The organism is Eggerthella guodeyinii (assembly GCF_009834925.2).
In the GTDB taxonomy this organism is placed as follows: domain Bacteria; phylum Actinomycetota; class Coriobacteriia; order Coriobacteriales; family Eggerthellaceae; genus Eggerthella; species Eggerthella guodeyinii.
This window is the reverse complement of record NZ_CP063310.1, coordinates 3,145,782-3,171,919: the sequence shown is the minus strand read 5'-3', so window position 1 is coordinate 3,171,919 and position 26,138 is coordinate 3,145,782. Positions and strand designations below refer to the sequence as shown.

The window sequence follows — 26,138 nt, the reverse complement described above, 5'->3', positions numbered from 1 at the left end:
TGTCGATACGTGATTTCATGGAACCACGGCGCACGCGGCCCCGTCAAGCAACAGCCGGTTGCCCGACGGGACGCGCGCGGGCATCGCGGGTGCTAGCGCAGGGCCACGTACACGTCGATGTCGGCGCAGGCCATGTCGTCGCCGGGCAGGTAGGCCTCGAAGTCCACGGTGAACGCGCGCTGGGCACACAGCTCCTCGTCGGCCCAGATCTCCTCCCAGGCCTTGCCGACGCTTGCCACGCAGTCGCCGCCGCGGATGGCGATCTTCGCATAGCGCCCGGCGGCGATGGTCTGGGCTTCCATGCCCTCGGGCGCGGCGGCGGGCGTCTCGCAGCCCACGAGCATCGTGTAGCTCATGTCGCCCATGTCGTAGTCGTAGTACAGCCCGAAGCAACCGTAGGGCTCGACGCGCGTCTCGGGGATGGTGCGGTCCATGCCCTCGCCCATGAAGCGCCCCCAGAGCTGGCCGATGGCGCTGATCTCCTCGGGGGAGTTGTTGGACGTGCGGATGGTGGGGCCGACGACGGTGCGCGCGGGAAGCTCGACGATTTCGTAGTTCATGGTTCGGATCCTTTCGAAGCGGTGAATGTTGACAAGGGGCACGATACCGAACCGAACCGGACAGGGCGTGTCCGCTTCTGCGAGAAAGTTGGGGAAATCATAACAGCGAGCTCGAGCGTTGCCGGTGCCCTGCCGCGCTCTTTGCGATTGCCGCCGCATCGCCTAGAATAGCGGTGCGGCGTCGCGAGGCATGGGGACGAACGGACGAACGGGGACGGGGACGAGGATGCTGGGAGATTTGGTGGTGTGGTACTTGTTCCTGGGCGGGGCGGGCGCCGGGCTCCTGCTCGTCGTCGCGATCCTCGAGCGTCTCTCCCCGCAGGCGGTCGCCGCCGATCGTGCCGGTCGCTTCGTGCCCCCAGGGTCGTACCGGCGGTTCTTCGGGCCGGCCTACCTGACGGGCATCGCCGCCATCGCCCTGGGCATGCTCTGCCTGCTGCTCGATCTCGGGCGCGGCGAGCGGGTGCTGGCCGTGCTCTTTCAGCCCACGCTCTCTTTCATCTCGGTGGGCGCGTTCGCGTTGCTCGCGCTGATCGCGCTCGCCGCGGTGCCGGCAGCCGTGTGGGCGTTCGGCTGCGCGTCTTTGCCGAAGGCGCTCATGCTGGTCGACCGCCCCCTGATCGCCGTCGTCGCGGTCGCGGTGATGGCGTACACGGGCCTGCTCCTCTCGAGCATGCCGTCGGTGCCGTTGTGGGCCTCGCCCCTGCTGCCTGTGCTGTTCGTCGTGTCGTCGCTCTCGTCCGGCATCGCCCTGCTGACGTGCGCGGTCGTCCTGACCGGTTCCGGCGAGGCGTTCGCGACCACGCTGGAGCGCCTGAGGAAGATCGACGCGGCGGTCATCGTGTGCGAGATCGTCGTGCTCGCCCTGTTCACGGCCCTGGCGTTCCTCGGAGGCGAAACCGCGCGAGCGTCGGCCGAGCGGCTCGTGCAGGGCGATCTTGCCGCACCGTTTCTCGGCCTCGTGGTGGCGCTCGGGCTGCTCGTGCCGTTGATCTGCGAGGTGGTCGGCCGGAAGGACGCTCTGCGCGCCGCCGTGGCGGCGAGCGCGTTCGTGCTGGTCGGCGGGTTCTTCCTGCGCTGGTGCATTTCCGAGGCCGGCATGGCCGTCGATATCGCGGCGTCCGTCACGCGGGTGCTTGGGATACAATGAAACGACGCACGGGCGAATTGACGAAGGGATGCGGCGCGGCGACGTGACTTGGTTCGAAGTAGACAAAGAGAGCGATCTTCCCATCTGGCTGCAGCTGCGCAACCGCATGGTGTACCTGATCACGACCGGATACTTCAAGCCGGGGGAGAAGCTGCCCACCGTACGCGGTTTGGCCGCGGACATCTCCATCAATTTCAACACGGTGAACAAGGCGTACATCAGCCTGGTCGACGAGGGCTACATCGACTCGAAGCCCGGCCGAGGCGCCATCGTGCGCGAGATCGAGGAGGAGAAGAGCGAGAAGTTCGAGTCGGTGGACACGCTCATCGAGGATTGCGTCGACGCCTGCCTTGCCATGGGGTTGTCGTTCGACGATGTGAACAAGCGCATCAAGAAGAAGATGCGCGAAATGGAGAAGGATCGAAGTTCGAGTCGGAGCTAAGCGAAAGAGGGAAAGCGAGATGAAGAACGATAAGGCGGGCGCGCGAGAGCGGAATCGCCAGGGGGTGGTCGCCGAGACCCAAGTGCTCGAAACCGATCGGGTCGCCTCGAAGACGGGCGCGCTGATCTTCTCCCTGGCGCTGTTCGTGATCGCGTTCGGCCTGGTGCTGGTCTTGTGGCAGCTTGCCTGCGGAACGCTCGACGCGGTGAGCGTGATCGTTGCCCTTGCCGTCGCGTGGCTGGTCACGTCGACGGTGCACATCGCGCAGCAATGGGAGAAGATCGTCGTGCTGCGGTTCGGCAAGCTCAATCGCGTCTCGGGGCCGGGCCTCGTGTTCACGCTGCCCATCGTCGAGTACTGCTCGCTGAGCGTGGACATGCGCACGAGGTCGGTGCCGTTCGGCGCGAAGGAGACGCTGACCGCCGACCTGATCCCCCTCGACATCGACGCCGTGCTGTACTGGATGGTGTGGGATGCCGAGAAGGCGTGCATGGAGATCAGCAACTACAGTCTGGCCGTGCAGCTGGCGGCGCAAACCGCCCTGCGCGACGCGATCGGGCGGTCGAGCGTGGCCGAGATCACCATCCGCCGCAACCAGCTGGACAAGGAGCTCACCCAGGTGCTCGACGAGAAGACCTCGCAATGGGGCATCTCCGTGCTGTCGGTTGAGATCAGGGACATCGTGGTGCCCGAGTCGCTGCAAGAGGCGATGTCGCTGGAAGCGCAGGCCGAGCAGCGCAAGAAGGCCCGCATCATCCTCATGGAGGCCGAGCAGACCATTTCCGAGATGGCGAAGGAAGTGGGGGAGGCCTACGACGACAACGAGAACGCCCTGCAGATCAGGCGCATGCATCTGCTGTACGAGAGCGTGCGCGACACGGGCGGCACCGTGGTGGTGCCCAGCGCGTTCGCCGAGGGCTTCGGCGACGCTTTCCCTGATGAGATAGGTAAAATTATCGGCACGTAGCGCCCCGTCGAATTGATGACCTATTCCTGAAAAAGAATAATACAAAGCAAAGTTATCCTAGGACAAGTGTTGATTATCCTAGGATAACTTGCTATGGTGCAACCAGTGGAATTGGCCAATTCTCAGAAGATATCGGAGGGGGATATCCTGAAAGCGTGATTTCGCATCCGGTTTCGCGACGGCGTGCGAAGTCATCGGCGGATATTCCGACAGGATCTGAGGAGGAGAAATGTCGGGAACAAGCAGTCCGCAAGGCGGGCTCACTCGGAGGAGCTTTCTCAAGACGACAGGAGCAGTGGCCGGGACGGCGGCGGTCGGTTCTGCGCTTGCTCCGTCGCTGGATGCAATTGCAGCCGAAGAACAAAGCGGTGGGAACCAAGAGATTGTCGTTCAGAACGCATGTCGCGTTGGTTGCGTGACGGGCTGCAGGCTTGATGTTTATGTGAGGGATGGAAAGGTCGTGAAAACGCGACCAGCCGATCTTCCTGATCCGGAGTACAAGCGGGCGTGTTTGCGAGGCCTTTCGCATGCGCAGATGATCTATTCCGAAGAACGGGTCAAGTATCCGATGCGACGAGTCGGCGGACGCGGTAATGACGAGTGGGAGCGAATCTCCTGGGATGAGGCTGTTGAGGAGATCGGCGACAAGCTCCTCGAAACCAGGGAAAAGCACGGTGCCAAAGCGAACTACTTTATGTCGAATGGCGGCAACGTGTCGATTCTGAGCGGGTCGTTCGGCTCGATGCGATTCCGCAATGCGTTCGAGATGCAATCGATCAGCAACGGCGTCGATCTGGGCTGTATGCCAGGAATTTCACGCGTGTATGGCAGTAACGGCACATGGGGCAAGATTGCAGAGCCTTCCGATATCCAAAATGCTGATACGTTTTTCGTATGGGGCATGAATCTGACTGTTACGACTTGGGATCGTTGGAGATATATAGCGAACGCTATGGACAACGGTGCGAAGCTCGTCGTGATCGATCCGAATTTCACGGCCATAGCGGCTAAAGCTGATAAGTTCGTATCCGTTCGTCCCGCTTCTGACGGAGCTTTGATTATGGGCATGATCAATGCGATCATAGAAGAGGGACACTTCGATCGTGACTACGTGCTTAAAGCGACAGTAGCTCCCTTCCTCGTGCGACGCGACAATGGCAAATTCTTGCGAATGAGCGATCTTGGCGTCGCTCCGACGGAGGGTCCTGTCAACGCGAGGACCGGCAAGCCCACGATCATCGATCCAGCTGCGGTGTACGATGAGATCGAGCAGGGGTTCGTTGCGGTCAATGAAGCGGTGCAGCCTGCTCTGACGGGCAATTGGGATGCCGAGGGTGTTGCTGTTGATACGGCGTTCGATATGCTTGCTGCTCGTGCGAAAGAATTCACTTTGGAGCGAGCATCCGAACTGTCCGATGTGTCTGTGGAGGATATTCGCGAACTGGTAGATCTGTATGTGAACGGTGGAACCGTATGCAATCTTCTTGGATTTGGATCGAACGGATACGATAACGGCCCCTCTATGGGGCACGCCTTTGCGACGTTAGTCGCGCTAACCGGTCAGATCGGCAAATCGGGCACAAACGCTTGTTATCATCAAGATCCATCTCAGGGTACGCTCGTGGACACGATGTACATGTTCCCTGATGGCAAGAACTTGACGGCACCCTCTATCCCGCTGCTCGATGTGCCGGAGCTTATCGAAAAAGGCGAGCTTCATCGCTATGGCGGCGATTTCGTTCCCCCGAAGACTCTCTGGATTACGCAAATGAACGCTTATAACAACTTTTTGAATCCTCAGACATGGAGGGATAAAATTCTTCCAAATGTGGAAATGATCGTTGTGGTCGACCGGATTATGAGTGATACGGCGCGCTACCTGGCTGATTACGTGTTGCCGGCTGCGCATTTCTTTGAGCAGACCGATGTGCGTCATGTTGCGACGGCGACTCCGTACATGATGTACCTGGATAAAGCAGCGGAGCCCCTTCATGAGTCGCTGCCGGATAAAGAGATATATCGAAAGTTTGCAAAGAAGTTAGGCTTTCCGCAATACTTTGACATGTCGGACGATGAGCTGTTGAAGGAAGCCTTGACCGTGCAAGGCGGCGGCGTCGATTTCGACCAGCTCAAGAAGGAGAAAGTCGTTCGCGTCCTAGATCGAGATTACCAGCCGTACGATGTGGATAAGGGGCGCCTAGCAACAGCGAGCAAGCGATTCGAATTCTACTGCGAGAATCCGGTTAGCCAGCAGGGGCTGCCTCTTCCTGAAGACTTGTTTGAAGAGAACTGCCTTCCGACGTTCACGGAGCCCCGAGAGGCTTGGCCTACGGCTGAAGGTGCCGACAAATACCCCTTCCCCCTCATCTCAGAACGAAGTCGAGCGCTTCTGCACTCGCAATATTCCGATGTTGAATGGCTTCGCGAAGTAGAGCCCGGACCGGTCGTGTTCATGAATCCGGTTGATGCCGAGTCCTATTCGCTGACGAATGGCGACTATGTGAAGGTGTACAACGATCGAGGCTATGGAGTTGTCAAACTCGTCGTGTCGGACGGGCAGCGCCCTGGCTCTCTCACATGGCCGAAAGGCTGGCAGCAGAAATTCTATAAGGAAGGGAATCTCCATAATCTGACGCCCTTGGAATACAACCCCGTTGCCGTGAATCATTCGTATACCGATTGTCATGTCAACGTTGAGAAATGGGAGGGCTAGCCATGACAAGGTACGGATTAGTGATCGACATGAAACGCTGCATCGGTTGCCACGGATGCGCTATCTCATGCAAAGTGGAGAACAATGTGCCTAACGATATTGCTTGGAATCGTGTATTGACGGTTGGCGGGGAAAACATGGACACGCCTGCAGGTGTTTTTCCTAATGTGCGGATGTCGTTTCTCCCGTTAAATTGCCAACACTGTGAAAACCCGGCCTGCGTGAAGGTGTGCCCCGTGGGCGCCACCTACCGGGACGAGGAGACGGGCGTCGTGCGCCAGGACTACGGCAAGTGCATCGGCTGCCGCATGTGCATGTCGGCGTGCCCGTACACGGGCGTGCGCTCGTTCAACTGGGAGGAGCCGAAGTACTCGATGGAGCATGCTGTTGGAGACGCGGACGTCCCCGCTCATCAGAAGCATGTAGTCGAGAAGTGCACGATGTGTTGGCACCGGCTGGCTAGAGGGCTGGAGCCGGCATGCGTGGAAGTGTGCCCCGGGCTTGCTCGTCACTTCGGTGATTTTGATGATCCTGATTCCGAGGTTTCGCGGCTTGTTCGGGAACGCGAGCATATGCAGCTGCTTCCCGAGATGGGTACGAATCCTTCCGTCTACTACCTCGTCTGAGCAGAAAAGGAGAACAACATGTCTGAGAACACTCAGGCGGCGCAAGCCGTCAAGGCTCCTGCTGCCAAATTCGGGGGCAGGGGGATTAACATCTGCATAGTGGCTGCGGCGGTCGTTGCCCTTGCCGGGATTGCGCTGTGGGTTGTCCAGCTCTCCGGCGGCCTCGCGCAAACTGGCATGCGGAACCTCGATTCGTGGGGCCTCTACATTACGAGCTTCATGTTCTTCGTGGGCCTTTCCGCCGGCGGCCTCATCATCTCGAGCGTGCCGCGAGCCTTCGGCATGAAGGGGTTCGGCGGCATCTCGAAGGTGGCCGTGTGGACATCGATCTGCTGCACGGTGCTCGCCATCGGGTTCGTGGTCATCGACCTTGGGCAGCCCCTGCGCCTGTGGGAGTTGTTTGCCTACTCGAACCTGGGCTCGCCGCTCATGTGGGACATCATCGTGTTGGGCACATACCTGATCCTGTCGATCGTTTATCTGTGGGCGACCATCCGTTTCGAGGGCGGCAAGGGTTCTGAGCGATCCTTGCGGGCAATATCGGTCATCGCGCTCGTGTGTGCGGTGCTCGTACACTCGGTGACCGCGTGGATCTTCGGGCTACAGCAGGCTCACGAGTTCTGGCACACCGCGCTCTTGGCCCCGTGGTTCGTGTCCTCTGCGCTCGTGTGTGGCGTGGCGCTCGTGTTGGTCGTTATCATCGGCCTACGTAAGGCGGGCTACATGGAGCTCGCGCAGGAGAATGTCGTGAAGATGGTGAAGCTTCTGGGCGCGTTCGTGGTCGTCGATCTGTACTTCTTCGCGTGCGATCTGTTGACCTCCGCTTTCCCGGGCGGCTCGGGCGCCGAGGTCGTTGCCCTGCTCACGACAGGCGTGCTCGCACCGTTCTTCTGGATCGAGGTCGTCGGGTGTGCTATCACCGCGGTGATTGCGTTCGTGCCGAGGCTGCGCACCAACCCGCTGATCGTCGTGGGCGCGCTGCTGGCTATCGTGGGCATCTTCTGCAAGCGCGTGCAGCTGCTCGTGGGCGGCTTCCAGCTGCCGAACATCGACTACCCCGGCCCTATGACGTCGTACACGGTGACCGATGCTTCCGGCACGCTGGCGAATGCCTACCAGGGCATGGTGTACTGGCCGCAGCCGCTCGAGTTCGGAGTCGTACTCGGCGTGATCGGCCTGGGCGCGCTTCTGTTGCTGCTGGGCTTCAAGTACCTGCCGCTCAAGCCTACCGAGAACTCGCATTAAACGACTGGGGGAAGGTGTCCGGATCGTGCGGATGCCTTCCCTCTGATGGGAGAAGGCGATGATGCGGAAAACCGTCATAACCTTGCTGGTGTTCGCCTTGGCGGGGGCGGCCGTGTTCGGTGCCGGCTTGCTCGCCGATGATGCAGTGGGCGCGCCGCAGCCGATCCGCGCCGATTCCCCGTGTCCCGCCGTAGGATGTGCCAGCGGGAAGTGCCACGGCTTCGATGACGTGCCCTCGCCCGACGGTGTGCACGAGATGAGCTGCCCCGAGGCATCGTGCGCGAGCGTCGAGTGCCATGCATGGGACACGCTGACCACGCGCTATTACCGGGCGAGTGATGCGAGCCTTAACCTGTGGGTGCTCGCGCCGGTGGCGCTCGTCGTCGGGCTCGTGCTGATCGTGCGAAAGCTTTAGGAGGTTGCTGTGGACGTGCGCAAGAACCTGGCGATCGACGTCGTCGCGCTGGTCGTGTACCCGATCGTCGCCAATCCCGCCCTCACGGGCATCGGTGTCCACGAGTGGCTGGGCTTCGGCGTGCTGCTCGCGTTCTTCGTCCATTGCGTCGCTCATGTTGGCTGGGCGGAGTCGGTGCTATGCGGCTTCCGGGGCGCGTCCTGGGCCGCGCGGGGCAACCTCGCGCTCGACGTGCTGACCCTCGCGGCGTTCGCCACGGTTATGGTGTCGGGACTGTGCGTGTCGGGAGCGGTGCTATCGACGTTCGGTCTGTACGCCGACGGGTACTACTTCTGGGACCCGCTGCATGCGATAGCAGCGAAAGCGCTGTTGGCGCTGCTGCTCGTGCACGTGGCCGTGCATGGGAAGTGGCTGGTCGGTTTGATGAGAAAGGGAGGGGAAGACCATGGTGAATGACGTCGCGAGCGAGGGCGCGAAGGAGGGCGCGAGTGAGGGAGTGGAAGAGGGCCGGGAAGCCTTTGCGGCGGCCTGCGAATTGCTCGCGCTCTCTTTCCGCTATCCAACGCCTGAGCTGGTTGCAGTCGTTTCGTCCGGCGAATGGGCCGAAGCTGCACGCGAGATCGCGACAGCGCTCGGCCTGGCCCTGCCCGCCGGCTGGGACGCGGGGGCCGACGCCTGCGCGGGCTCCGATCCCGAAACCCTGCTGCACGTGCTCCGCGTCGAGACGACGCGCCTGTTCGTCGGCGCCCCTGAGCCTGTGGTCAGCCCGTACGAGGGCGTCTGGCGAGCGGCCGACGACGGCGTGCAACCGCTCCTGTTCGTGAATCCCCACTCGATGGATGTCGAGCGCTTCATGAGATCGTGCGGGATAGGGCGCATCGAGGGGACGAACGAGCCATTGGATCACGTGGCCACCGAGCTGGAGTTCGTGCAATGGCTGTCCGTGGTCGCGCGCGACGGGGTGCCGGCTCCCGGCGGGGTTGAGGCGCCTGATGGCGGTTGGGCCGGTGCCGCCGATCGTTTTCTTTCGGAGCATGTGCAAACGTGGATGCCGCGATTCGCACGAAAAGCCGTTGCAGAATCCCGCGAGCCGTTTTACCGCTCGGCAGCGATGTTGCTCGAAGCTTTCGTGCGATAGGGGCTCTCTTTTGTTTTTCGGCACGCAAGATACCCGTCGCACCCTCCGTGCCAACGAAAGCGCTCATTTTGGCAGTTTTTGCACGATATTCGCCGTCGAGAGCGTTCAAGACAGGTGCAAAAAGGAACTTCGCATCAACGCCGCAACGATCGTCCCAGGTCAGTGAGTTTGCTTGTGATCCCGCTAGTGAAATGACCCTCCAGCGACGGTGAATATCGTGCAAAAACTGCCAAGAATCGGGAATTTGCTGGCGCGGTGGGTGTGCAGGCTCGCATTGCCTCCTTGTGGGCGGAGCGCTAGAAGCTGCCTTCGGAGTCGCTTTCGCTATAGCGTCGTGCAACGGCTTGCGCCTGCTCTTGCAGCCAGGCGCGCACGTCGACGGGCTCGAGCACCTCGAGCAACGGGCCGAACGACAGCAGGTAGTAGCGCGTGCGTTCGTTGATGTCGCAGACGAGGTCGACGCGCCAGCTGCCGTCGGTCTCGCGCGTGATCGTCTCGGGCGCGAACTCCTCGCGCACGCGCGTTTCCGCTTCGGGCGCGAAGCGCATGACCAGCCGATCGCTGCCCGTCATGTGGCCCCGCTCGTCGAACGCGGGCATCGGGCGCGCCTGAAACGTCTCGGGCGCGATGCTGAGCGTCTCCCAGTCGATGCGGAACAGCTTGAACGTGCGCCACGCCGCGCGCTCGCGGCACCAGGCGCGCAGGTACCATGACGATTCCTTGAACACGAGCTGCGCGGGCTCCACCGTGCGCTCGGTGCGGTTGCCCGCGGCGTCGAAGTACGCGAACGACAGCGGGTGCCGTCCGATGGTGGCGTTGCGGATGGTGTCGAACGCGGCGCGGTAGTTCGGCGGTGCGCCCCAGAACGAGAAGTCCATGTCGAGCCAATCGACGTTCTCGCGCTGGAACAGCCGCCCGAGGCGCGCGGCCGTCTCGTCGCTCGCTACGTCTGCGGCACCGGTGCGGTTGAGCGCCGAGAGCGCGGCCATGATGTCGCTCTGCTCGCGCTCGCTGAGCACCGAGCGGTCCAGCACGTAGCCGTCCATGAGGTGCACGCCGCCGCCCTTGCCACGCGTCATGTACACGGGCACGCCCGCCGCCGACAGCGCGTCCACGTCGCGGCGCACCGTGCGCTCGGACACCTCCAGCTTGGCCGCCAGCTCGGCCGTGGTGGAGGAACCGCGGTCCATCAGCAGGTAGACGATCTCGAACAGGCGCTGGGGCTGCATGGCGGGCCCCTACGCGCGCCGGCCCGGCGCGGCGACCGCGGCGTTCGCGTCGGCCAGGACCTGCCGCACGAAACCCTCGTGCATGCGGGCGCATTCGTCGAACGGCATCGGGTCGCGCGGGCGGTCGTCGAAGGGCGCGAGCGCTTTCACGTACCACGCCACGTCGTGCCACGAGCCGCCCTTCCAGCCGGCGTGCGGCTGCACCCAGGACCGTTCGAACCCGAAGGCCTCGTGCAGGTGCTCGCTCGCCTCGTTCGGCACGGTCACCAGGCCGTACGCGCTCAGGATGCCCTGCTTGCGCACCAGCTTCAGCAGCGCGTCGTACAGCGCGCGCCCCCAGCCGGCGCCGGTCGCGCCCTGCTCCAGGTACACCGACAGCTCCGCGTTCCAACGGTACGCCGCGCGCCCCGCCTGGGCATGGGCGTACGCGAACCCGACGATGCGCCCGGCGCGCTCGAGGACGAGGCACGGGTAGGCGGGCATCACGTCTGCCATGCGGGCGGCGAACTCGTCGGGGGAGGGCACGGCGACGTCGAAGGTGGCGGGCGTCTCGACGTACGGCGCGTACACCGCGCGCATGCCTTCCGCGTCGTCGCGCGTCGCCAAGCGGACGGCCGCGCAGGCCGCGCAGGTCGCGCGTGAGGGGAGGGCCATCGGTCGATCCTTTCGTGCCGGGAGCGGGGAAGCGGTTGCGCAGCCACATACTACCACGAGCGCGTCCGCGCCGCTCTACGGCGGGGGCTCGCAGGGCGCGCGACCGACGTGCGAAGTCACAAAAATCACCGATGTGAGGCGATTTCGGCCTCATTACGCGCCTGCGTCGAGCATTCGGCCGCAACCGTCGTGCATCTCGCAGGCGTTTTCCCAGGTCGTATGATGCTCCGATGGCGATCGTCTGAGCGTTGAGCTTCACAGCGGTGATTTTTGTGACCTCGGGGCGCGCTTCGCGATAGATCGTCTGCGGGCCGCACCCACGAAGCCGCTTCGATCGTACGAAATGCAATATATATTTGACATTATGTCAAACGAACCGTATAGTTGCACGAAAGAACACACGAACTCGCGGAAAGGACGGCCGAGATGGACGCAGCATCGTGGGCGACGTCCGGAAACATCGGGCGCATGGCCGGCACCGCATCGCGCGCGGGCGCCGTCGCGCCGCCGGCATCCGGCGCGACGGGCAAGAACCTGCGCATGAAAGCCGCCCGGGTGGCGTCCGACATGTCCCAAGCCGACCTGGCCGCGGCGGTAGGGGCCACGCGCCAAACCATCGGCCTCATCGAAGCTGGCGGCTACAACCCCTCGCTCAAACTGTGCATCGCCATCTGCAAGGCGTTGGGATGCACCCTCGACGACCTGTTCTGGGAAGAGGGTGCGTGAGCCATGTGGGCGCGTCTGCATGCGCGGTTCTTCGGCCCGCGCCAAGAACTCGACGAGCGGCTCGTCGCCGAGTCGAACCGCATCTACAAGACGGGTTTCTGGCTGTTCGTCGTCGGCTACGGGCTGTACGTGTGGCACAGCTTCATGCTTTCGCAGGTGGCGTTCGTGAACGATCTGACTCCGGGATTCGAGACCGAGGTCAGCCCGTTCCTGAATTCCTGGTTCCTGCTCGTGTTCGCCGTCGTGGGGTTCCTGCTGGTTCGCAAGGGAATCTTCGCTTTCGACGACCTCGACGAACAGGGGCTGTTTCCCGTCGAGCGCTGCCTGGGCGCGTCGTTCGGCGCCGCCGTCATCGTGCTCGTGTTCGCCACGCTCATGCGCGCGCTCGCCGAGTTCGAGCTCATGGGCCTCGAGGGCGTGAACTGGCTTGACGACATCGTCATCGCCTGCGTGTTCGCCATGGAGGTGTTCGTCGCGGCGCTCGTATGCTTCGCGGCCTCGTACGCCGTCGCGAAACGCCGCCGCAAGCGCCTCGAGGCAGACCTCGACGACGAGTAAGGTAATTTCGACGACCCGTTCTGGGAAGAAGGTGTGTGATCGTGAAAGTGGCTCAGCGGTGGAAGACGTACGTCGGCCCGCAGGACGAGCGCGTTGAAGCGGAAAGCAACCGCATCTACAAGGTGGGCTTCGTCATGCTTTCGTTCGGTGTGCTCGTGTATATGTACTACGATTGGTCGCTCAAGCAGGCGATGTACATGCGCGATGTGCTGGCGAACGGCACGGGGCGCATGGAACTCACGACGGCTGACCTGTTCCTGTTCGGATGGGTGCTGTTGACGATGGTCGTCGGAGCAGTGCTGCTGTGCCGTAAGGGATTCGCGGACGATAACCGGTTCGCCGAAGCTGAGAAGTTCCCAACCGGGTACTACGTGCTCGTTTCGATCGTCTCCGTCATCTGCGTCGACGTGCTGGCCGCGGCCATCCGCATAGCGGCGGAATTTCAAGTGCTGGGCGCGGAGGGGATCATGTGGTCGTCGGTGGCGTTCGGCGGCGCGTTCCTGATCATCGTGGGGATTCCCTTCTTCCTGCTCGTGTTCTGGACGAGCTTCAAAACCGCGCAAAGCCGCCGCAAGCAGCTCGAGCTGCGCTTCGACGAGTAACCTTCCTCGCCTTGGAAAGCCCGTGGCACTCCTATGTTGATTGGCTGTTGCGGACTTGTATCCTTTCGTTCGTTAGGGAATACTGCACAGACGGACACGCCCTGAACGGGCGCAAGGCAGTGAAGCGGACTCGCCGGAAAGGCTGTAGTGGCAAAGGTTCTCAAAACGATCAAGCATCGGCTGAAGCGCCAGCCCGCCCTCGTCGCGGGCGTGCTCGTGGGCGCTGCGGCGGTGCTCGCCATCGGCGTAGGCACCATGGCGGCGAACGCCGTGCATGCCGAGGACCCCATCGCCGTCGCCGACGAGGCCATCGCCGCGCTGCCCGAAGCCACCGCGCAGACCGACGGCGACGCGGCCGCGAACGCCGAGGCCGAGGCGAAGGACGACCCGCGCGTCGTGGCCGAGGACGCCCGCACGGCGCTCGACGCCGCATCCGGAACCGAGGACGTGAACCTGTTCAGCTCGGTCACCGGCATCGCGCGCACGCTGGCCTCCGACGAGATCGCCGACGTGGAAAGCGCCATCGCCGCGTTCCACGATGCGGGCTTCAACGTGGGCTTCGTCATGTACGACCTCACCACGCGCGAAGGCGTGGGCTACAACGCCGACCAGCAGTTCTTCTCGGCCAGCACGGTGAAGGCGCCGTTCGTGGCCTTCGCGGCGCAGGACATGGTGGACGGCGGCAAGGCCTCCTTCGACGATGAGGTGGTGGAGGACGTCATCCTCGACGGCACGGGCGTCATGGCGTCCGACGACATCGACCGCTACGACCTGCAAACCGTCATGAGCAACACCATCGTGCATTCGGACAACACCGGCTACGGGTTGCTGCGCGAGCGTTTCGACCAGGGCGATTTCGAGGCGTGGTGCGCCGCGGCCGACGTGGACGCCGCCGCGTGGCAGGGCGAATGGTACCCCTCCTACACGCCGCGCGACCTGGCGAAGCTGTGGCTGAACATCGGCGCGTACGTGGCCGAGGGGGAGGGCAACGCCGCATGGCTCTCCGACGTGCTGCAGCAGACCGACCTGTCGTTTCTGCGCGAGGCGCTGGGCGATCGGCACCGCGTTTTGTCGAAGCCCGGCTACGAAATAGACACGCTCTGGTACGACATGGGCGCCCTCAACGACGCGGGCCTCGTGATCGCCGATACTGACGCCTACGTCCTCGTCATCATGTCCGATGCCGATTACGACGACGAATACTTCACCGATAACGAGCACCTGATCGTCGACCTCGCGTCCGCGTTGGGCGCGACGCACGATCGTCTGTTGTTCGAAGGAGGCGCAGCATGAGATCCGTTGCACGCTGGCACGCACCCGCACCGAGCGCGATACTCGCGGCGATGCTGACGCTTGCGCTCTGCCTGAGCGGCGGAGCCCTGGGCGGGCAGGCGGCTCCGCGCGCGTGGGCCGACGAGGCCGAGGAAGCGCAGAAGGCGGTCGATGACGCGCAGGCAACGCTCGACGACGCCGAGACGCGCATGGAGAGCATCGCGGGCGACTACGACGCTCTCAAGCAGGACGTGGACGAGCTGCAGACGCGCGTCGACGAGATCACGGCCCAGGCCAAGGACGCCCAGCAAGCGGTCATCGAGGGCCGCACGGCGCTCGGCAAGACGGCGGCGTACGAGTACCTCAACGGCGGTTCGTCGCAGTCGCTCGTGACCATGGTGCTCGAGGCGCAAAGCTTCAGCGACCTCATACGCAACCTCACCTACCTCGGCTCGGTCATGCAGTTCCACGCCGACGAGGTGGAGGCGCAGAAGGAACGCTCGGCCCAGTACGAGCAGCTCATCGACGACTTGAACTTCCAGAAGGACGAGCAGGAGAAGAAGCTCGAGGAGCTGGAGGCGAAGCGCGCAGAGGCCGAAAGCGTGCTGTCCGAGGCGAACTCCAAGCTGTCGAACGCGCAGAGCGATCAGGCCGCGCGCCTGGAAGCGCTCAAGCAGAAGGCCGAGGAACTGGCCGCGGCCGACGGCGCCACCGAGCCGGTCATCGACGAGAACGCGAACACCCTCGGCCGCGAGGACGTGGTCGATGCGGGCACGCCGGTTCAGCCCGATCCGAATCCGACGCCCCCGGCGCAAGACCCTGCGCCCTCGCCCGATCCGACGCCCGATCCCGGCGTCAGCTGGTCCACCGGCATAGCGTCCGCCTACGGCGGGTCCACCGACCCCTACACGCCCAATCCGGGCACCACCGCGACGGGCGCCGTCTGCGACGACTACTCCATGGGCGTGGCCATTCCCGTGTCGTGGCCGAACTTCCGCTCGTATTTCGGGCGCACCGTGGAAATCTCCTACAACGGGCAAACCGTGCTGGCCACCATCAACGACTGCGGCGGTATGGGCGGCGGCAGCCGGTCGCTCGACTTGCAGCCCGGCGTGTGGAAGGCGTTCGGCTTCTCGTCGTGCCTCGACTGGGGTCTGCGGACGGTCAGCTACCGCATCCTATAGCCTCAACAGGCGTTTGAATGACGCTGCCAGGTCATGCCTCCTTCCTTCCCGATGCTAGTATGGCCGAGTCGGCCCGCGCGACGGGTTCGACGCTCCCATCATCACAGCGTGCAGGAGGAACTATGGAGACTACGAGGCTTTGCAAGACGGCGCTCGGCGGGTTCGGGGCCGCCCTGCTGCTCACCGCGGGACTGGCCACCACCGCGTTCGCGTCCGAGGCGGTGACCACCATGGCAACCACCGCGCCGCTCAACCTGCGCGACGCGTCGAACATCAACGCCGGCGTCATCGACGTGATGCCGGAGGGTACGTCCGTGCCGGTGTACGGCATGACCACCGACGGCTGGTACCACGTGAAGTACCAGGACAAAGAGGGTTTCTGCTACTACCGGTTCCTGAACTTCGAGGGCTCGGAAGACGGCACCGTCCGCGACGGCAAGGCCACCACGATGTACGCCACCGCGCCGCTCAACGTGCGCGAGCAGCCCAGCACCGACAGCCGCATCGTGGGCTCGTTGGCCGTCGACGAGGGCGTGAACGTGGTCGCGAAGCACGACGGCTGGTTCACCGTGAGCATCGACGGCGTCGACCGGTACTGCTACGGCGAGTACCTCGGCTTCGGCCAGGGCGGCTACACGCCGGCCGCCGAGGACACCGCCGGCAACAGCACCATGAACCAGCTGACCACCTCGGCGCCGCTCAACGTGCGCACGGCGCCCAGCACGGATGCGACCATCATCGGGTCGTTCCCGGCGGGCACCGCGGTGAACGTGCTGGCCGTGGAAGGCGACTGGTACCAGGTGAAGTTCGGCGACACCACGGGCTACTCGTACGCCGAGTACCTGCGCTAGGGGGGACGGAACGGCGGCGGGACGTAATCGCGTCTCGCCGTCCCTTGTGGAATCTCGCGCCGGCCGCGCTCGTTTGTGCTAAACTGCATCGTTACATGCGATGACGAAGACAGCGCCGCGCGACCGGCGCCGCCATCAGAGACGGGTATCCCTAGGCTGCGAGGAACCCGGGCGGCGAGTGCGACGATTCCCTTCCGAGCAGCGCGTTTGAACGCGGACGTAGAGGCGCGACCCCGTCGTCGCCCCGCGAGACGCCAAGTAGGATGCGCCGGGTGCTCCCGTCACAGAGCGAACGAGCGGGCGGCCGCGCGCAGGCGCAGCCGTCAACCGAGGTGGTACCGCGAGAGCCTTCTCTCGTCCTTGGATCGGGGAGCAATCCCCGGAAACAAGGACGAGAGAAGGCTCTTTTTTATTGCGCTGCCGGGCGGGCGGCGCGAGGTGAGAGACGGAAAGGGACGGCACTATGGCAATCGTGGAGGAACTGGCATCGCTGCGCGAGCAGACCATCGCGCAGATCGCGCAGGCGGCCGACACCGCGGCGCTCGAGCAGGTGCGCATCGGCGTGCTGGGCAAGGCGGGCACGCTGACGGGCTACCTGCGCCAGATGGGGCAGATCGCGAAGGAGGAGCGCGCCGCCGTGGGCAAGGCGGGCAACGAGGTGCGCGCCGCCGTGGAGGGCGCGCTCGCGGCGCGCAAGGAGGAGCTTGCGGCATCCGAGCTGGCCGCCGCCATCGACGCGGCCGCCGTGGACGTGACGCTGCCGGGCCGCGCGCAGCAGGTGGGCACGCGTCACCTCATCAACCGCATCACCGACGAGATCTCCGAGATATTCCTCGGCCTGGGCTACACGGTGGCCACGGGTCCCGAGGTGGAGACGGACTACTACAACTTCGAGGCGCTCAACGCCCCGGCCGACCATCCCAGCCGCAGCCTGGCCGACACGTTCTACGTGCGCGACCTCTCCGGCGCGCAGGCGGCCGTGCGCGGCGAGTCCGACGTGTTGCTGCGCACGCAGACCTCCGGCGTGCAGGTGCACGCGATGGAGGACAACGAGCTGCCCATCTACGTGATCGCGCCCGGCAAGGTGTACCGCCGCGACGTGGCCGACCCGTCCCACCTGCCCCAGTTCACGCAGATCGAAGGCCTCGTCGTGGACGAGGGCATCACGTTCGGCGACCTCAAGGGCACGCTCGACTACCTGTGCAAGCAGATGTTCGGCGAGGAGCGCAAGACGCGGTTCCGCGCCCACTACTTCCCGTTCACGGAGCCGTCGGCCGAGGTGGACGTGAGCTGCGGCATCTGCCACGGCGAGGGCTGCCGGTTCTGCAAGAACACCGGCTGGCTGGAGATCCTCGGCTGCGGCATGGTGGATCCGAACGTGCTGTCGATGTCGGGCATCGATCCCGAGAAGTACTCCGGCTTCGCGTTCGGCATGGGGGTGGAGCGCATCGCCTGCCTGAAGTACAACGTGCCCGATTTGCGCATGCTGGTGGAAGGCGACATGCGCTTCTTAAGGCAATTCTAGGCTTCGACGGCGCCCCGCTCCTCCGTGGCGAGGCCGAAGACGCGCGCATCCAGCGCCTCGTCCTCGCCCTCCCGGTGATTCGGGGTACCGCGATCGATCTTCGTTGACGTTGCGAACTACCGGTGATAGCAAGAGAAAGAAACCAGTATGAAAGTATCTCTGAAATGGTTGAGTGAATACGTGGACGTGCCGGCGGACACGAAGGCGTTCTGCGACCGGCTCGATTTGACGGGCACGGGCGTCGAGGCGGTGGAGAAGACCGGCGAGGCGTACGACGGCGTGGTCGTGGGCTACGTGGAGACGTGCGAGCAGCACCCCGACAGCGACCACATGCACGTGGTCTCGGTGAACGTGGGCGCCGACGAGCCGACGCAGATCGTGTGCGGCGCGCCGAACATCGCAGCCGGCATCAAGGTGCCGGTGGCCACCGTCGGCGCGGTGCTGCCCGGCGACTTCAAGATCAAGAAGTCCAAGCTGCGCGGCGTCACGAGCTGCGGCATGTGCTGCTCGCAGCGCGAGCTGGGCATGGGCAGCAATCACGAGGGCATCTGGATCCTGCCCGAGGACGCCCCCGTGGGCATGCCCGTCGCCGACTACCTCAAGCTGTCCGACACGGTGCTCGACCTCGAGGTCACGCCGAACCGCCCCGACTGCCTGAGCATGGCGGGCATGGCGCGCGAGGTGGGCGCGATGTACCGCACCGACGTGAAGCACCCGCAGATCGACCTCGTGGAGGACGCCGACGCAACCCCCGCGGCCGACCGGGTGAGCGTCGAGATCGCCGACGCGTCCCGCTGCTGCCGCTACACGGCGCGCGTCATCCAAAACGTGCAGGTGGGCCCGAGCCCCGACTGGCTGGCCGAGCGCGTGGCCGCCGCGGGCGCGCGTTCCATCAACAACATCGTGGACGTGACGAACTACATCCTGTTCCTGCTGGGCCAGCCGCTCCACGCGTTCGACTTCGACACGTTGGCGGGCGCGGACGGCAAGGCGCACATCATCGTGCGCCCGGCGGCCGAGGGCGAGCGGTTCACCACGCTCGACGGCGAAGATCGCCAGCTCGTGCCCGACATGACCGTCATCGCCACGCCCGAGCATGCCGTGGCGTTGGCCGGCGTCATGGGCGGTCTCGAGACCGAGGTCACCGAAGCCACCACCACGGTGCTGCTGGAGGCCGCCGCGTTCGACCGCGCGCACACGAGCCGCACGAGCCGCAACCTGGGCCTGATCAGCGAGGCGTCCATGCGCTACGAGCGCGGGGTGGACGACAACCCGGTGGCCCTCAACGCCGACATGGCCGCCGCGCTCATTGCCGAGGTGTCGGGCGGCACGGTGTGCCCCGGCATGGTGGACGTGTGGCTGGAGAAGACCGAGCCCATCGATCTGACGTTCCGCGTTCCGCGCTTCTGCGCCATGATGGGCGCCGAGATCCCGCGCGAGGAGGTCGTCGACATCCTCAGCCGCCTGGGCTGCGCGGTGGCCGAGACCGACGACGTCGACGTGCTGTCCGTGACGGCGCCGACGTTCCGCCCCGACCTCGAGCGCGAGATCGACCTGTACGAGGAAGTGGTGCGCCTCTGGGGCATGGACCGCATCCCGGCCACGCTGCCGGGCGGCCGCGGCCGCTACGGCACGCGCTCGCACCTCGAGCACGTGACCGACGTCATCAACCGCGCGATGTGCGCAAGCGGTCTCAACGAGACGATGACCTACTCGTTCGCCGAGCCGGGCGACCTCGATCGCCTGCGCATGAGCCCTGAGGGCCTGGGCCAGCCGGTGGAGCTTATCAACCCGCTGAACGCCGACCAGTCCATCATGCGCCAGAGCATCGTCCCGGGCCTCGTGCGCAGCGTCGCCTACAATCAGAGCCGCGGCGTGAAGAACGTGCAGCTCTACGAGACGGGCGCCGTGTTCTTCGCGCACGAGGGCAAGAAGCAGCCGAAGGAGCGCCGCCGCCTCGCCGGCGTCATGGCCGGCGCCATGGGCGAGACCGGGTGGAACGTCGCGCCCGCCGCGTTCGACTTCTTCGACGGCAAGGGCGTGGTGGAGAGCCTCGCGCGCGAGCTGGCGCTGCCGAAACTGCGCTTCAAGGCGCTCGCGGCCGACGAGGCGCCGCACCTGCAGCCCGGCCGCGCGGCCGCGGTGCTGTCCGGCGGCACGGAGCTCGGCTGGGTGGGCGAGCTGCACCCGCTGGCGGTGGACGCGTATCACGCGACGGCGCCCATCGTGGCGTTCGAGCTGGACGTGGACGCCCTCGCGAAGGCCAGCCGCCCCGCGCGCGACTACGTGGACGTGCCGACGTTCCCGGCCGTGTCGATGGACGTGGCGTTCGTCGTGGACGAGGGCGTCACGCACGAGAAGCTGCTGCAGTGCATGACCTCGGCCGGTGGCAAGCTCTTGGAGGACGTGCGCCTGTTCGACGTGTACCGCGACGACGCGCGCGTCGGCGTCGGCAAGAAGTCCATGGCGTACGCGCTCACGTACCGCGCCGCCGACCGCACGCTCACGAGCGAAGAGGTGGACAAGGCGCACGAGCGCCTGATCAAGAAGGTGTCCGGCGCCACCGGCGCCGAAGTGCGCGGGTAGGCTCTCCCGCGCGCCCTGCGCCCGACGCGGCTCCCGGCATCCCCCGGCCCGCGTCGGGCGCGGCGTCTCGTTACCCGTTCGTTAACGGATGCGCACCCGCGCGCGCTGCCGCCGTACGACAATCAGTGTCGAACGGCACGGAAGGGACGGCATGGCGAACGGTGAGAACAGAGGGCTGCGCGATCGTCGCGTGGCCGTGGCGGTGGCGCTGCTCGTGTTTTTGGGCATCGTCGGGGTGCTGGCGCTCCTGTTCGGCCGCGACGTGCTGGGGTTTCTGCTCGACGGCCACCGGGTGCAGCAGCAGGTGGACCGCATGGGGCCGCTCGCGCCCGTCGCGCTCGGCGTCCTCATCGTGGTGCAGGAGGTGACGGTCGTCATCCCCAGCGAGCCGCTCGAGCTGGCCGCCGGCTACGCGTTCGGCTTCTGGAAGGGCGCGCTCGTCTACCTCGCCGCCAGCGTGGTGGGCTGCATCGCCATCATCGCGGTCGTGCGCTTCGGCGGCGACAAGGTGCTTGAGCTCATCCTCACGGAGAAGCGCCGCACCCAGCTGGCCCATATGCGCGAGGCGCAGAAGTTCGACCTCGCCATCCTCGTGGCGTTCTTCATCCCCGGCCTGCCGAAGGACCTCATGGCCTACCTCGCCGCGTTCGCCGGCATGCATCCCGTGCACCTCGTGCTGATCACCACGGCAGGGCGGCTGCCGTCGGTGCTGGCCATCACGCTGGCCTCCTCGTTCGCCGCTGCGGGCGACTGGCGGGCCACGGCCGTCGTGTTCGGCGTCACCGCCGTGGCCGTGGTGGTGGGCGTCCTCGTCTACCACCGATTCAAGCGCCGTCACGGCGGGAGCGCGAAGGCGTCGCCGAAGTAGCCTTTCGCGGCGCGCGCGGATGCCCCCGCTTCCGGTTTTGGGCGCAAATCGGCACCCATGACAATTCGAAGGGTGAAATCGAGCGGCCAAAGAACGAGCGAGCTCCCGTCATCTGGGGTTTCTTGTGACCCCAGCGTGGCAAACCACCTCCTGCTCGCCCCGAGATTGTCAGGAGTGCCGTTTTGCGCCCAAGGTCGGGAGTTCTGCGTTTCGATTGCGGAAACCCTCGCACCGGTGGGCTTTCACGATGTTCGCGGGGGCTAACAGGGGTACAATAGCCCGCGAACGAAAGGACAACGCTATGTACGACGGCAAAGGACAACCGGGTCGCAACGACGAATGTTGGTGCGGCAGCGGCAAGAAGTACAAGAAGTGCCACCTCGATTTCGACGAGCGCCTGCAGGCCCTGTACGAGCAGGGCTTCGAGCTGCCCGAGCGCGCGCTGCTGAAAAGCGCCGCCGACCTCGAGGGCATCAAGCGCAGCGCGGCCATCAACATCGGCGTGCTCGACTACGTGTCCGAGCGCATCGGGCCGGGCACGACCACCGAGGAAGTCGACCGCTGGGTGCACGACTACACGGTGGAGCACGGCGGCATCCCCGCCGACCTCAACTACGAGGGCTATCCGAAAAGCGTGTGCACGTCCATCAACGAGGTGGTGTGCCACGGCATCCCGTCCGAAGACGACGTGCTGCGCGAGGGCGACATCGTGAACGTGGACTGCTCCACCATCCTCGACGGCTACTATTCGGATTCCTCGCGCATGTTCTGCATCGGGGACGTGTCGCCCGAGCGGCAGCGCCTGGTGGACGAGACGAAGAAGGCCATGGAGGCCGGCCTGGCCGCCGTCAAGCCCTGGGGGCTGCTCGGCGACGTGGGCGCAGCCGTGAACGCGTACGCGAAGGCGCAGGGCTACTCGGTGGTGCGCGAGTTCGGCGGCCATGGCATCGGGTTCGACTTCCACGAGGACCCGTTCGTGAGCCATGTGGCCGAGGCGGGCACGGGCATGGTGCTCGTGCCGGGGCTCGTGTTCACCATCGAGCCCATGGTGAACGCCGGCGAGGCGCCCATCGACATGAGCGATCCGAACGGATGGACCGTGCGCACGGCCGACCGCTCGGACACGGCGCAGTGGGAGATCCAGGTGGCGGTCACCGAAGACGGCTACGAGCTGCTCAGCTGGTAGCCGTCTTCGGCAGTTGAGGGAGAGCCGGGAAGGGGTCGGCTCTCCCGCGCGGGTTGTTCGCGGCCTCGCGCCTGCTACTTCTCAGCCACCATGCGGCCGATGACGTAGCCCTCGGTGTAGCAGCGGCCCAGCGACAGGCCGAACACGGTCAGCGGGTAGTCGATGCCGCCGTAGAAGTTGCCCGAGCAGTTGCCGATGGCGTACAGGTTCTCGATGACCTCGCCTTCCGGGGTAAGGCACTCGTGGTTCGCGTTCACGTCCACGCCCGAGCAGATGGCGCTCATGCGCACGTGGCGATGGATGCCGTAGAAGGGCGGGGTGTCCACGGGGATCAGGTAGTTCGCGGGCTTGCCGAAGTCCTCGTCCTTGCCGGCGGCGACCAGCTCGTTGTAGCGCTTCACGCTCTCGACGAACGCGGCCTTGTCGGTGATTTCCAGCTTGTCGGCCAGCCCTTCCAACGTGTCGGCCTTGAACGTGTTGATCTGGCCCTCAAACACGCCTTCGCGCTCGACGTCCTCCTCGGGCATGTACACCTTGAGCGCCTCGGGGTCCACCAGCTTGCCGGGCCACTCGGCCGCCGCGGTCATATAGTTGCTGTCGAACACCTGGCAGTAATGGCCGGAATCCTCAATGCTGCGCAGGTAGCAGTTCATGAGCGACATCTCCACCGTCTCGCTGGCGAAGCGCTTGCCGTTCATCTTCACGGCCAAAAACGGCATGTCGCACATGGAGGCCGGGCCCGCGTCGAAGTCGTGGAGCATCTTCGTGTGCGCGAGGTCCTCGATCTTGCCGCCGGCCCACACCACCATCTTGTGGCCGTCGCCGGTCTTGTTCGTCTGCTTGGGCTCGAAGTTCGTCATGTCGGGCTGGTAGTAGTGCAGCATCTCCTCGTCGTTCTGGTAGTCGCCGCACGCCACGATCACGCCCTTCGAGGCGTTGAACCGCACGTAGCCGTCCTTGCCCTTCGCGATGACGCCGGTCACCTTGCCGCCGTCGCCCGTGACGAGCTGCTCGGCGGGGGTGGAGTAGAATATCTCCACGCCCTCCTTCTCGGCGGTGGCGGCCAGCGCGCGCATGCCGTCGCCGGTGTTGTAGGGCTTGGGCCCGAAGAACGAGGTGATGAAGTTGATCTGGTAGCCATGCTTGTTGATGAGGGGCATATGCTGCTGGTTGCCCTGGTCGATCACCTGTGCGCCGCCTTCGAGCGACTTCTCGATGACCCACTTCACGGCCTCGCCGGAGTTCTGCGCCCACAGCTCCACGAGCTCGCGGTTGGGGCGATGCTGGCTGTCGGCGATGAGCTGCGACACGAGGTTGGCGATGTCGGCGGGGTCGCTCGTGGCCAGGTCGATGCCGCTGCCCGAGTTGCCCTGCGCGATGGCCTGGGACTCCTTCTGCAGCAGCGCCACCTTCGCGCCCGCCTCGAAGGCGGACAGCGCGGCCGGCACGCCCGACGCGCCGGCGCCGATGACCACGACGTCGAAGTCCTTCGTCTCCTTGATGTCGCCGTCGGCGACGGCCTCGGGCGCGGCGAGGAAGCTCGGCATGCCGGTGCGCAGGTGGCCGGCGGCCGTGGTGGCCTCGTCGGTCGTGCCCGCAGCGCTGGCCGATCCCGCGGTGCCCGATCCCTGCGGCGCGCAGGATGCCAGCGCCCCGGCGCCGACGACGCCCGCGGCCGCGAGGCCTCCGAACTTGAACAGATCGCGCCTGCTGATTCCGTTGGTGTGCTCGTGCATGATGCCCTCCTAGCGTGATGGTCCTTCGCGTTCGCCCCGTCCGGCGGTGGCGAACCCCTCGATGCGCACCATAGCCCGCCGATGCGCGCTTGTCGTTCGTCCACAGGCGGGGAAACGGGGATTATTTTCATCATCCTTAGGCATCATCCCATCGATGATCAGGCACTATGCGAGGGATTAACCCCGATATCGCCCGGGGCGCGCTGGGCAGGGCGCGCCGGTTTCGCTACAATGGGGCCACGGAAACGCTGGGGAGGGGCGCGCCGCGGGCCGCGCTTCGGCTTCGTGCTGGGGGTGCTATGGTGAACGACGGAAGGGTAGAGGAAGAGGCCGCATCCGAGGACCGCGATGCGCTCGACGATGCGACGGGCGTGCGTCCGCCGGGTCCGCTGCTGCCGTGGCTGCCGTCCATCCCGCTGTTCTTCCTCGGGCTGGGCGTGTACCGCGCGTGGATCGAGATCGTGTTCGTGGGCTCGTTCGTCGAGTTCCCCGCGGCCGCCGTCGCGGGCCACGACGCGTTCGACCTCGTGATGATCGCCACGATGTTCGTCTGCGCCGCCTGCGCGAAGCGCCTCGGCCCCCTGTTCGGCAAGCGCCCGGTGTACGTGGTGGCGGGCGCGTCGCTGACGGCGTCCACGCTGGGCATGTTCGCGTCGATCTGGGTTCCCGGATGGGCGGATGCGCTCGCCGTGCCGGCGGTGCTGCTGGGCGGCTTCGGCATCGCGCTCGTCATCTTGCTGTGGTCGGAGCTGTACGGCTGCCTCAACCCGTTCCGCGTGGCGCTGTACTACTCGGCGTCCATGATCGTGGCCGCGCTCATCATCTACGGCTGCCGCGGGCTGCTGCTGCCGTGGCTGGGAGCCATCGTGCTCGTGCTGCCCCTCCTGTCGCTCACCACCTGCGCGGCGGGATTCCGCTCGCTGCCGCCGGACGAGCTTCCGCAGCCCGAGCCGTCCAAGTTCTCCTTCCCGTGGAAGATCGTGCTGCTCATGGCCATCTACGCGTTCGCGTACGGGCTGAAGGAGTCGTCGATGTACCAGTCGACGTTCGGGCCGCACTCGGCGTTCGGCACGCTGGCGGTTGCCGGCATCGTGTTCGCGGGCGTCATCGCGCGCGGCGGCAAGTTCGACTTCGGCGTGATCTACCGCATCGCGCTGCCGCTCATGGTGGCGGCGTTCCTTATCCTGCCGAACGTGGGCGTGCTGGGGCAGGCCGCGTCCGATTTCTGCACGAGCGCCTCGTACACGGCGTTCTCCATCCTCATCATGCTCATCATGGCGAACCTGTGCTATCGCTACGGCATGTCGGCCGTGTGGCTGTTCGGCATCGAGCGCGGCGTGCGCGCGCTGTTCACCCTGTTCGGGCGGCAGGCCGAGCAGCTGCTGGGCGCGCCGGTGTTCGGGCTTGCCGGGTCGCAGGCCGTCGTCAGCGGGCTCGTGGTCATCCTCGTGGTGGCGGCTACGATGATCCTGTTCTCGGAGAAGGAGCTGTCCAGCCGGTGGGGCGTGTCGTTCCTGGGCGAGGAGGGCGCGGCGGGCGACCGGGCCATCGTGAAGAAGCAGGAGCTGGCGAACCGGTGCCAGGAGCTGGCGCGCACGCACGGGCTGTCGCCGCGCGAGGAGGAGGTGCTGCTGTTGCTGGCGCAGCACAAGACCGTCGGGTCCATCGAGCGCGAGCTGTTCATCGCGAACGGCACGGCCAAAACCCACATCCGCCATATCTACCGCAAGCTCGATATCCACTCGCGCGACGAGCTGACCGATGCGCTTGGATTATTCGAATAAATTACAAACAAATGTTCGCATCATATGGTATACTGTTGTCAAACGAAAGAACCAGTGCAAGCGCTGAAACCGATGCCTCCTCATAGGCCGGGCAGCCCATAGATGACAGCGGTGTTCCACG

Annotated in this window: 24 protein-coding genes; 20 read left to right on the top strand and 4 right to left on the bottom strand. The window is 65.1% G+C overall.

Annotated elements, in window-relative coordinates:
• Window positions 1-92: 92 nt before the first annotated feature.
• Window positions 93-560, bottom strand: a complete 468-nt coding sequence (locus GS424_RS13480) for a GyrI-like domain-containing protein (protein ID WP_160942561.1) — start codon at window positions 558-560, stop codon at window positions 93-95.
• A gap of 226 nt (window positions 561-786) precedes the next feature.
• Here GS424_RS13480 and nrfD (GS424_RS13475) point away from each other — a divergent pair, with 226 nt between their 5' ends.
• From nrfD (GS424_RS13475) to GS424_RS13435, 9 genes are all read left to right on the top strand, one after another.
• The gene (gene nrfD, locus GS424_RS13475) at window positions 787-1,710 is read left to right on the top strand and encodes an NrfD/PsrC family molybdoenzyme membrane anchor subunit (protein WP_160942562.1); all 924 of its coding nucleotides are present in this window, start codon (window positions 787-789) and stop codon (window positions 1,708-1,710) included.
• 43 nt (window positions 1,711-1,753) lie between these two features.
• Window positions 1,754-2,152: a GntR family transcriptional regulator gene (locus GS424_RS13470; RefSeq protein WP_244977556.1), complete on the top strand. Its 399-nt coding sequence runs from the start codon at window positions 1,754-1,756 to the stop codon at window positions 2,150-2,152.
• Between the two features lie 19 nt (window positions 2,153-2,171).
• Window positions 2,172-3,119, top strand: coding sequence for a slipin family protein (locus GS424_RS13465; protein ID WP_160942563.1), 948 nt, complete (start codon window positions 2,172-2,174; stop codon window positions 3,117-3,119).
• 229 nt (window positions 3,120-3,348) lie between these two features.
• Window positions 3,349-5,832 carry a molybdopterin-dependent oxidoreductase gene (locus GS424_RS13460; protein WP_160942564.1) on the top strand — a complete coding sequence of 828 codons (2,484 nt, stop codon included), beginning with the start codon at window positions 3,349-3,351 and terminating at the stop codon, window positions 5,830-5,832.
• Window positions 5,833-5,834: 2 nt separating this feature from the next.
• Window positions 5,835-6,458, top strand: a complete 624-nt coding sequence (locus GS424_RS13455) for a 4Fe-4S dicluster domain-containing protein (RefSeq protein WP_160942565.1) — start codon at window positions 5,835-5,837, stop codon at window positions 6,456-6,458.
• A gap of 18 nt (window positions 6,459-6,476) precedes the next feature.
• Window positions 6,477-7,703, top strand: coding sequence for an NrfD/PsrC family molybdoenzyme membrane anchor subunit (gene nrfD / locus GS424_RS13450; protein ID WP_160942566.1), 1,227 nt, complete (start codon window positions 6,477-6,479; stop codon window positions 7,701-7,703).
• A 58-nt stretch (window positions 7,704-7,761) separates the two neighbouring features.
• Window positions 7,762-8,118 (top strand): hypothetical protein, encoded by a 357-nt coding sequence (locus GS424_RS13445; RefSeq protein ID WP_160942567.1) that lies wholly within the window; start codon window positions 7,762-7,764, stop codon window positions 8,116-8,118.
• Window positions 8,119-8,127: 9 nt separating this feature from the next.
• Window positions 8,128-8,574: a DUF4405 domain-containing protein gene (locus GS424_RS13440; RefSeq protein WP_160942568.1), complete on the top strand. Its 447-nt coding sequence runs from the start codon at window positions 8,128-8,130 to the stop codon at window positions 8,572-8,574.
• Window positions 8,564-9,256 carry a TorD/DmsD family molecular chaperone gene (locus GS424_RS13435; RefSeq protein WP_160942569.1) on the top strand — a complete coding sequence of 231 codons (693 nt, stop codon included), beginning with the start codon at window positions 8,564-8,566 and terminating at the stop codon, window positions 9,254-9,256. Before GS424_RS13440 ends, GS424_RS13435 begins: the two co-directional genes overlap by 11 nt.
• Window positions 9,257-9,552: 296 nt before the next feature.
• On the opposite strand, the gene GS424_RS13430 is transcribed toward GS424_RS13435, so the two are convergent.
• Together GS424_RS13430 and GS424_RS13425 are read right to left on the bottom strand one after the other, a co-directional pair.
• Window positions 9,553-10,485 carry a helix-turn-helix transcriptional regulator gene (locus GS424_RS13430; RefSeq protein WP_160942570.1) on the bottom strand — a complete coding sequence of 311 codons (933 nt, stop codon included), beginning with the start codon at window positions 10,483-10,485 and terminating at the stop codon, window positions 9,553-9,555.
• Window positions 10,486-10,494: 9 nt separating this feature from the next.
• Window positions 10,495-11,139, bottom strand: coding sequence for a GNAT family N-acetyltransferase (locus GS424_RS13425; protein WP_160942571.1), 645 nt, complete (start codon window positions 11,137-11,139; stop codon window positions 10,495-10,497).
• 426 nt (window positions 11,140-11,565) lie between these two features.
• Between GS424_RS13425 and GS424_RS17985 the strand changes: the two genes are divergently transcribed.
• The 10 genes from GS424_RS17985 to GS424_RS13375 all read left to right on the top strand — a co-directional run bounded on the left by GS424_RS17985 (window position 11,566) and on the right by GS424_RS13375 (window position 22,497).
• On the top strand, window positions 11,566-11,865 hold the full coding sequence (locus GS424_RS17985) for a helix-turn-helix transcriptional regulator (protein WP_244977555.1): 300 nt from the start codon (window positions 11,566-11,568) through the stop codon (window positions 11,863-11,865).
• A gap of 3 nt (window positions 11,866-11,868) precedes the next feature.
• The gene (locus tag GS424_RS13415; RefSeq protein WP_160942572.1) at window positions 11,869-12,423 is read left to right on the top strand and encodes a hypothetical protein; all 555 of its coding nucleotides are present in this window, start codon (window positions 11,869-11,871) and stop codon (window positions 12,421-12,423) included.
• 41 nt (window positions 12,424-12,464) lie between these two features.
• Window positions 12,465-13,025, top strand: coding sequence for a hypothetical protein (locus GS424_RS13410; protein ID WP_160942573.1), 561 nt, complete (start codon window positions 12,465-12,467; stop codon window positions 13,023-13,025).
• A 147-nt stretch (window positions 13,026-13,172) separates the two neighbouring features.
• Window positions 13,173-14,318 (top strand): serine hydrolase, encoded by a 1,146-nt coding sequence (locus tag GS424_RS13405; protein WP_244977554.1) that lies wholly within the window; start codon window positions 13,173-13,175, stop codon window positions 14,316-14,318.
• Window positions 14,315-15,481, top strand: coding sequence for a coiled-coil domain-containing protein (locus tag GS424_RS13400; protein WP_160942574.1), 1,167 nt, complete (start codon window positions 14,315-14,317; stop codon window positions 15,479-15,481). Before GS424_RS13405 ends, GS424_RS13400 begins: the two co-directional genes overlap by 4 nt.
• 122 nt (window positions 15,482-15,603) lie before the next feature.
• Entirely contained in the window at window positions 15,604-16,332 is a 729-nt protein-coding gene (locus GS424_RS13395; protein ID WP_160942575.1) for an SH3 domain-containing protein, read from the top strand.
• Window positions 16,333-16,795: 463 nt separating this feature from the next.
• Window positions 16,796-17,857, top strand: coding sequence for a phenylalanine--tRNA ligase subunit alpha (gene pheS, locus GS424_RS13390; protein WP_154333658.1), 1,062 nt, complete (start codon window positions 16,796-16,798; stop codon window positions 17,855-17,857).
• 147 nt (window positions 17,858-18,004) lie between these two features.
• Window positions 18,005-20,443 carry a phenylalanine--tRNA ligase subunit beta gene (gene pheT, locus GS424_RS13385; protein WP_160942576.1) on the top strand — a complete coding sequence of 813 codons (2,439 nt, stop codon included), beginning with the start codon at window positions 18,005-18,007 and terminating at the stop codon, window positions 20,441-20,443.
• Between the two features lie 151 nt (window positions 20,444-20,594).
• Window positions 20,595-21,311: a TVP38/TMEM64 family protein gene (locus GS424_RS13380; protein ID WP_160942577.1), complete on the top strand. Its 717-nt coding sequence runs from the start codon at window positions 20,595-20,597 to the stop codon at window positions 21,309-21,311.
• Window positions 21,312-21,612: 301 nt separating this feature from the next.
• Complete coding sequence (locus GS424_RS13375; RefSeq protein ID WP_160942578.1) at window positions 21,613-22,497, top strand: methionyl aminopeptidase; 885 nt, start codon at window positions 21,613-21,615, stop codon at window positions 22,495-22,497.
• Between the two features lie 74 nt (window positions 22,498-22,571).
• On the opposite strand, the gene GS424_RS13370 is transcribed toward GS424_RS13375, so the two are convergent.
• Window positions 22,572-24,233: an FAD-dependent oxidoreductase gene (locus GS424_RS13370; RefSeq protein ID WP_160942579.1), complete on the bottom strand. Its 1,662-nt coding sequence runs from the start codon at window positions 24,231-24,233 to the stop codon at window positions 22,572-22,574.
• Between the two features lie 299 nt (window positions 24,234-24,532).
• Here GS424_RS13370 and GS424_RS13365 point away from each other — a divergent pair, with 299 nt between their 5' ends.
• Window positions 24,533-26,017 carry a LuxR C-terminal-related transcriptional regulator gene (locus GS424_RS13365; protein ID WP_244977553.1) on the top strand — a complete coding sequence of 495 codons (1,485 nt, stop codon included), beginning with the start codon at window positions 24,533-24,535 and terminating at the stop codon, window positions 26,015-26,017.
• Window positions 26,018-26,138: the final 121 nt, after the last annotated feature.

Bases quoted from the DNA above. Each gene is read 5' to 3' on its own strand.
- GS424_RS13465 (WP_160942563.1), top strand. From the start codon at position 2,172: ATGAAGAACGATAAGGCGGGCGCGCGAGAGCGGAATCGCCAGGGGGTG.
- GS424_RS13480 (WP_160942561.1), bottom strand. From the start codon at position 560: ATGAACTACGAAATCGTCGAGCTTCCCGCGCGCACCGTCGTCGGCCCC.
- GS424_RS13415 (WP_160942572.1), top strand. From the start codon at position 11,869: ATGTGGGCGCGTCTGCATGCGCGGTTCTTCGGCCCGCGCCAAGAACTC.
- GS424_RS13445 (WP_160942567.1), top strand. From the start codon at position 7,762: ATGATGCGGAAAACCGTCATAACCTTGCTGGTGTTCGCCTTGGCGGGG.
- GS424_RS13370 (WP_160942579.1), bottom strand. From the start codon at position 24,233: ATGCACGAGCACACCAACGGAATCAGCAGGCGCGATCTGTTCAAGTTC.
- GS424_RS13365 (WP_244977553.1), top strand. From the start codon at position 24,533: ATGGTGAACGACGGAAGGGTAGAGGAAGAGGCCGCATCCGAGGACCGC.
- GS424_RS17985 (WP_244977555.1), top strand. From the start codon at position 11,566: ATGGACGCAGCATCGTGGGCGACGTCCGGAAACATCGGGCGCATGGCC.
- GS424_RS13425 (WP_160942571.1), bottom strand. From the start codon at position 11,139: ATGGCCCTCCCCTCACGCGCGACCTGCGCGGCCTGCGCGGCCGTCCGC.
- pheS (WP_154333658.1), top strand. From the start codon at position 16,796: ATGGCAATCGTGGAGGAACTGGCATCGCTGCGCGAGCAGACCATCGCG.
- pheT (WP_160942576.1), top strand. From the start codon at position 18,005: ATGAAAGTATCTCTGAAATGGTTGAGTGAATACGTGGACGTGCCGGCG.
- GS424_RS13375 (WP_160942578.1), top strand. From the start codon at position 21,613: ATGTACGACGGCAAAGGACAACCGGGTCGCAACGACGAATGTTGGTGC.
- GS424_RS13395 (WP_160942575.1), top strand. From the start codon at position 15,604: ATGGAGACTACGAGGCTTTGCAAGACGGCGCTCGGCGGGTTCGGGGCC.
- GS424_RS13455 (WP_160942565.1), top strand. From the start codon at position 5,835: ATGACAAGGTACGGATTAGTGATCGACATGAAACGCTGCATCGGTTGC.
- GS424_RS13460 (WP_160942564.1), top strand. From the start codon at position 3,349: ATGTCGGGAACAAGCAGTCCGCAAGGCGGGCTCACTCGGAGGAGCTTT.
- nrfD (WP_160942562.1), top strand. From the start codon at position 787: ATGCTGGGAGATTTGGTGGTGTGGTACTTGTTCCTGGGCGGGGCGGGC.
- GS424_RS13435 (WP_160942569.1), top strand. From the start codon at position 8,564: ATGGTGAATGACGTCGCGAGCGAGGGCGCGAAGGAGGGCGCGAGTGAG.
- GS424_RS13430 (WP_160942570.1), bottom strand. From the start codon at position 10,485: ATGCAGCCCCAGCGCCTGTTCGAGATCGTCTACCTGCTGATGGACCGC.
- GS424_RS13400 (WP_160942574.1), top strand. From the start codon at position 14,315: ATGAGATCCGTTGCACGCTGGCACGCACCCGCACCGAGCGCGATACTC.
- nrfD (WP_160942566.1), top strand. From the start codon at position 6,477: ATGTCTGAGAACACTCAGGCGGCGCAAGCCGTCAAGGCTCCTGCTGCC.
- GS424_RS13380 (WP_160942577.1), top strand. From the start codon at position 20,595: ATGGCGAACGGTGAGAACAGAGGGCTGCGCGATCGTCGCGTGGCCGTG.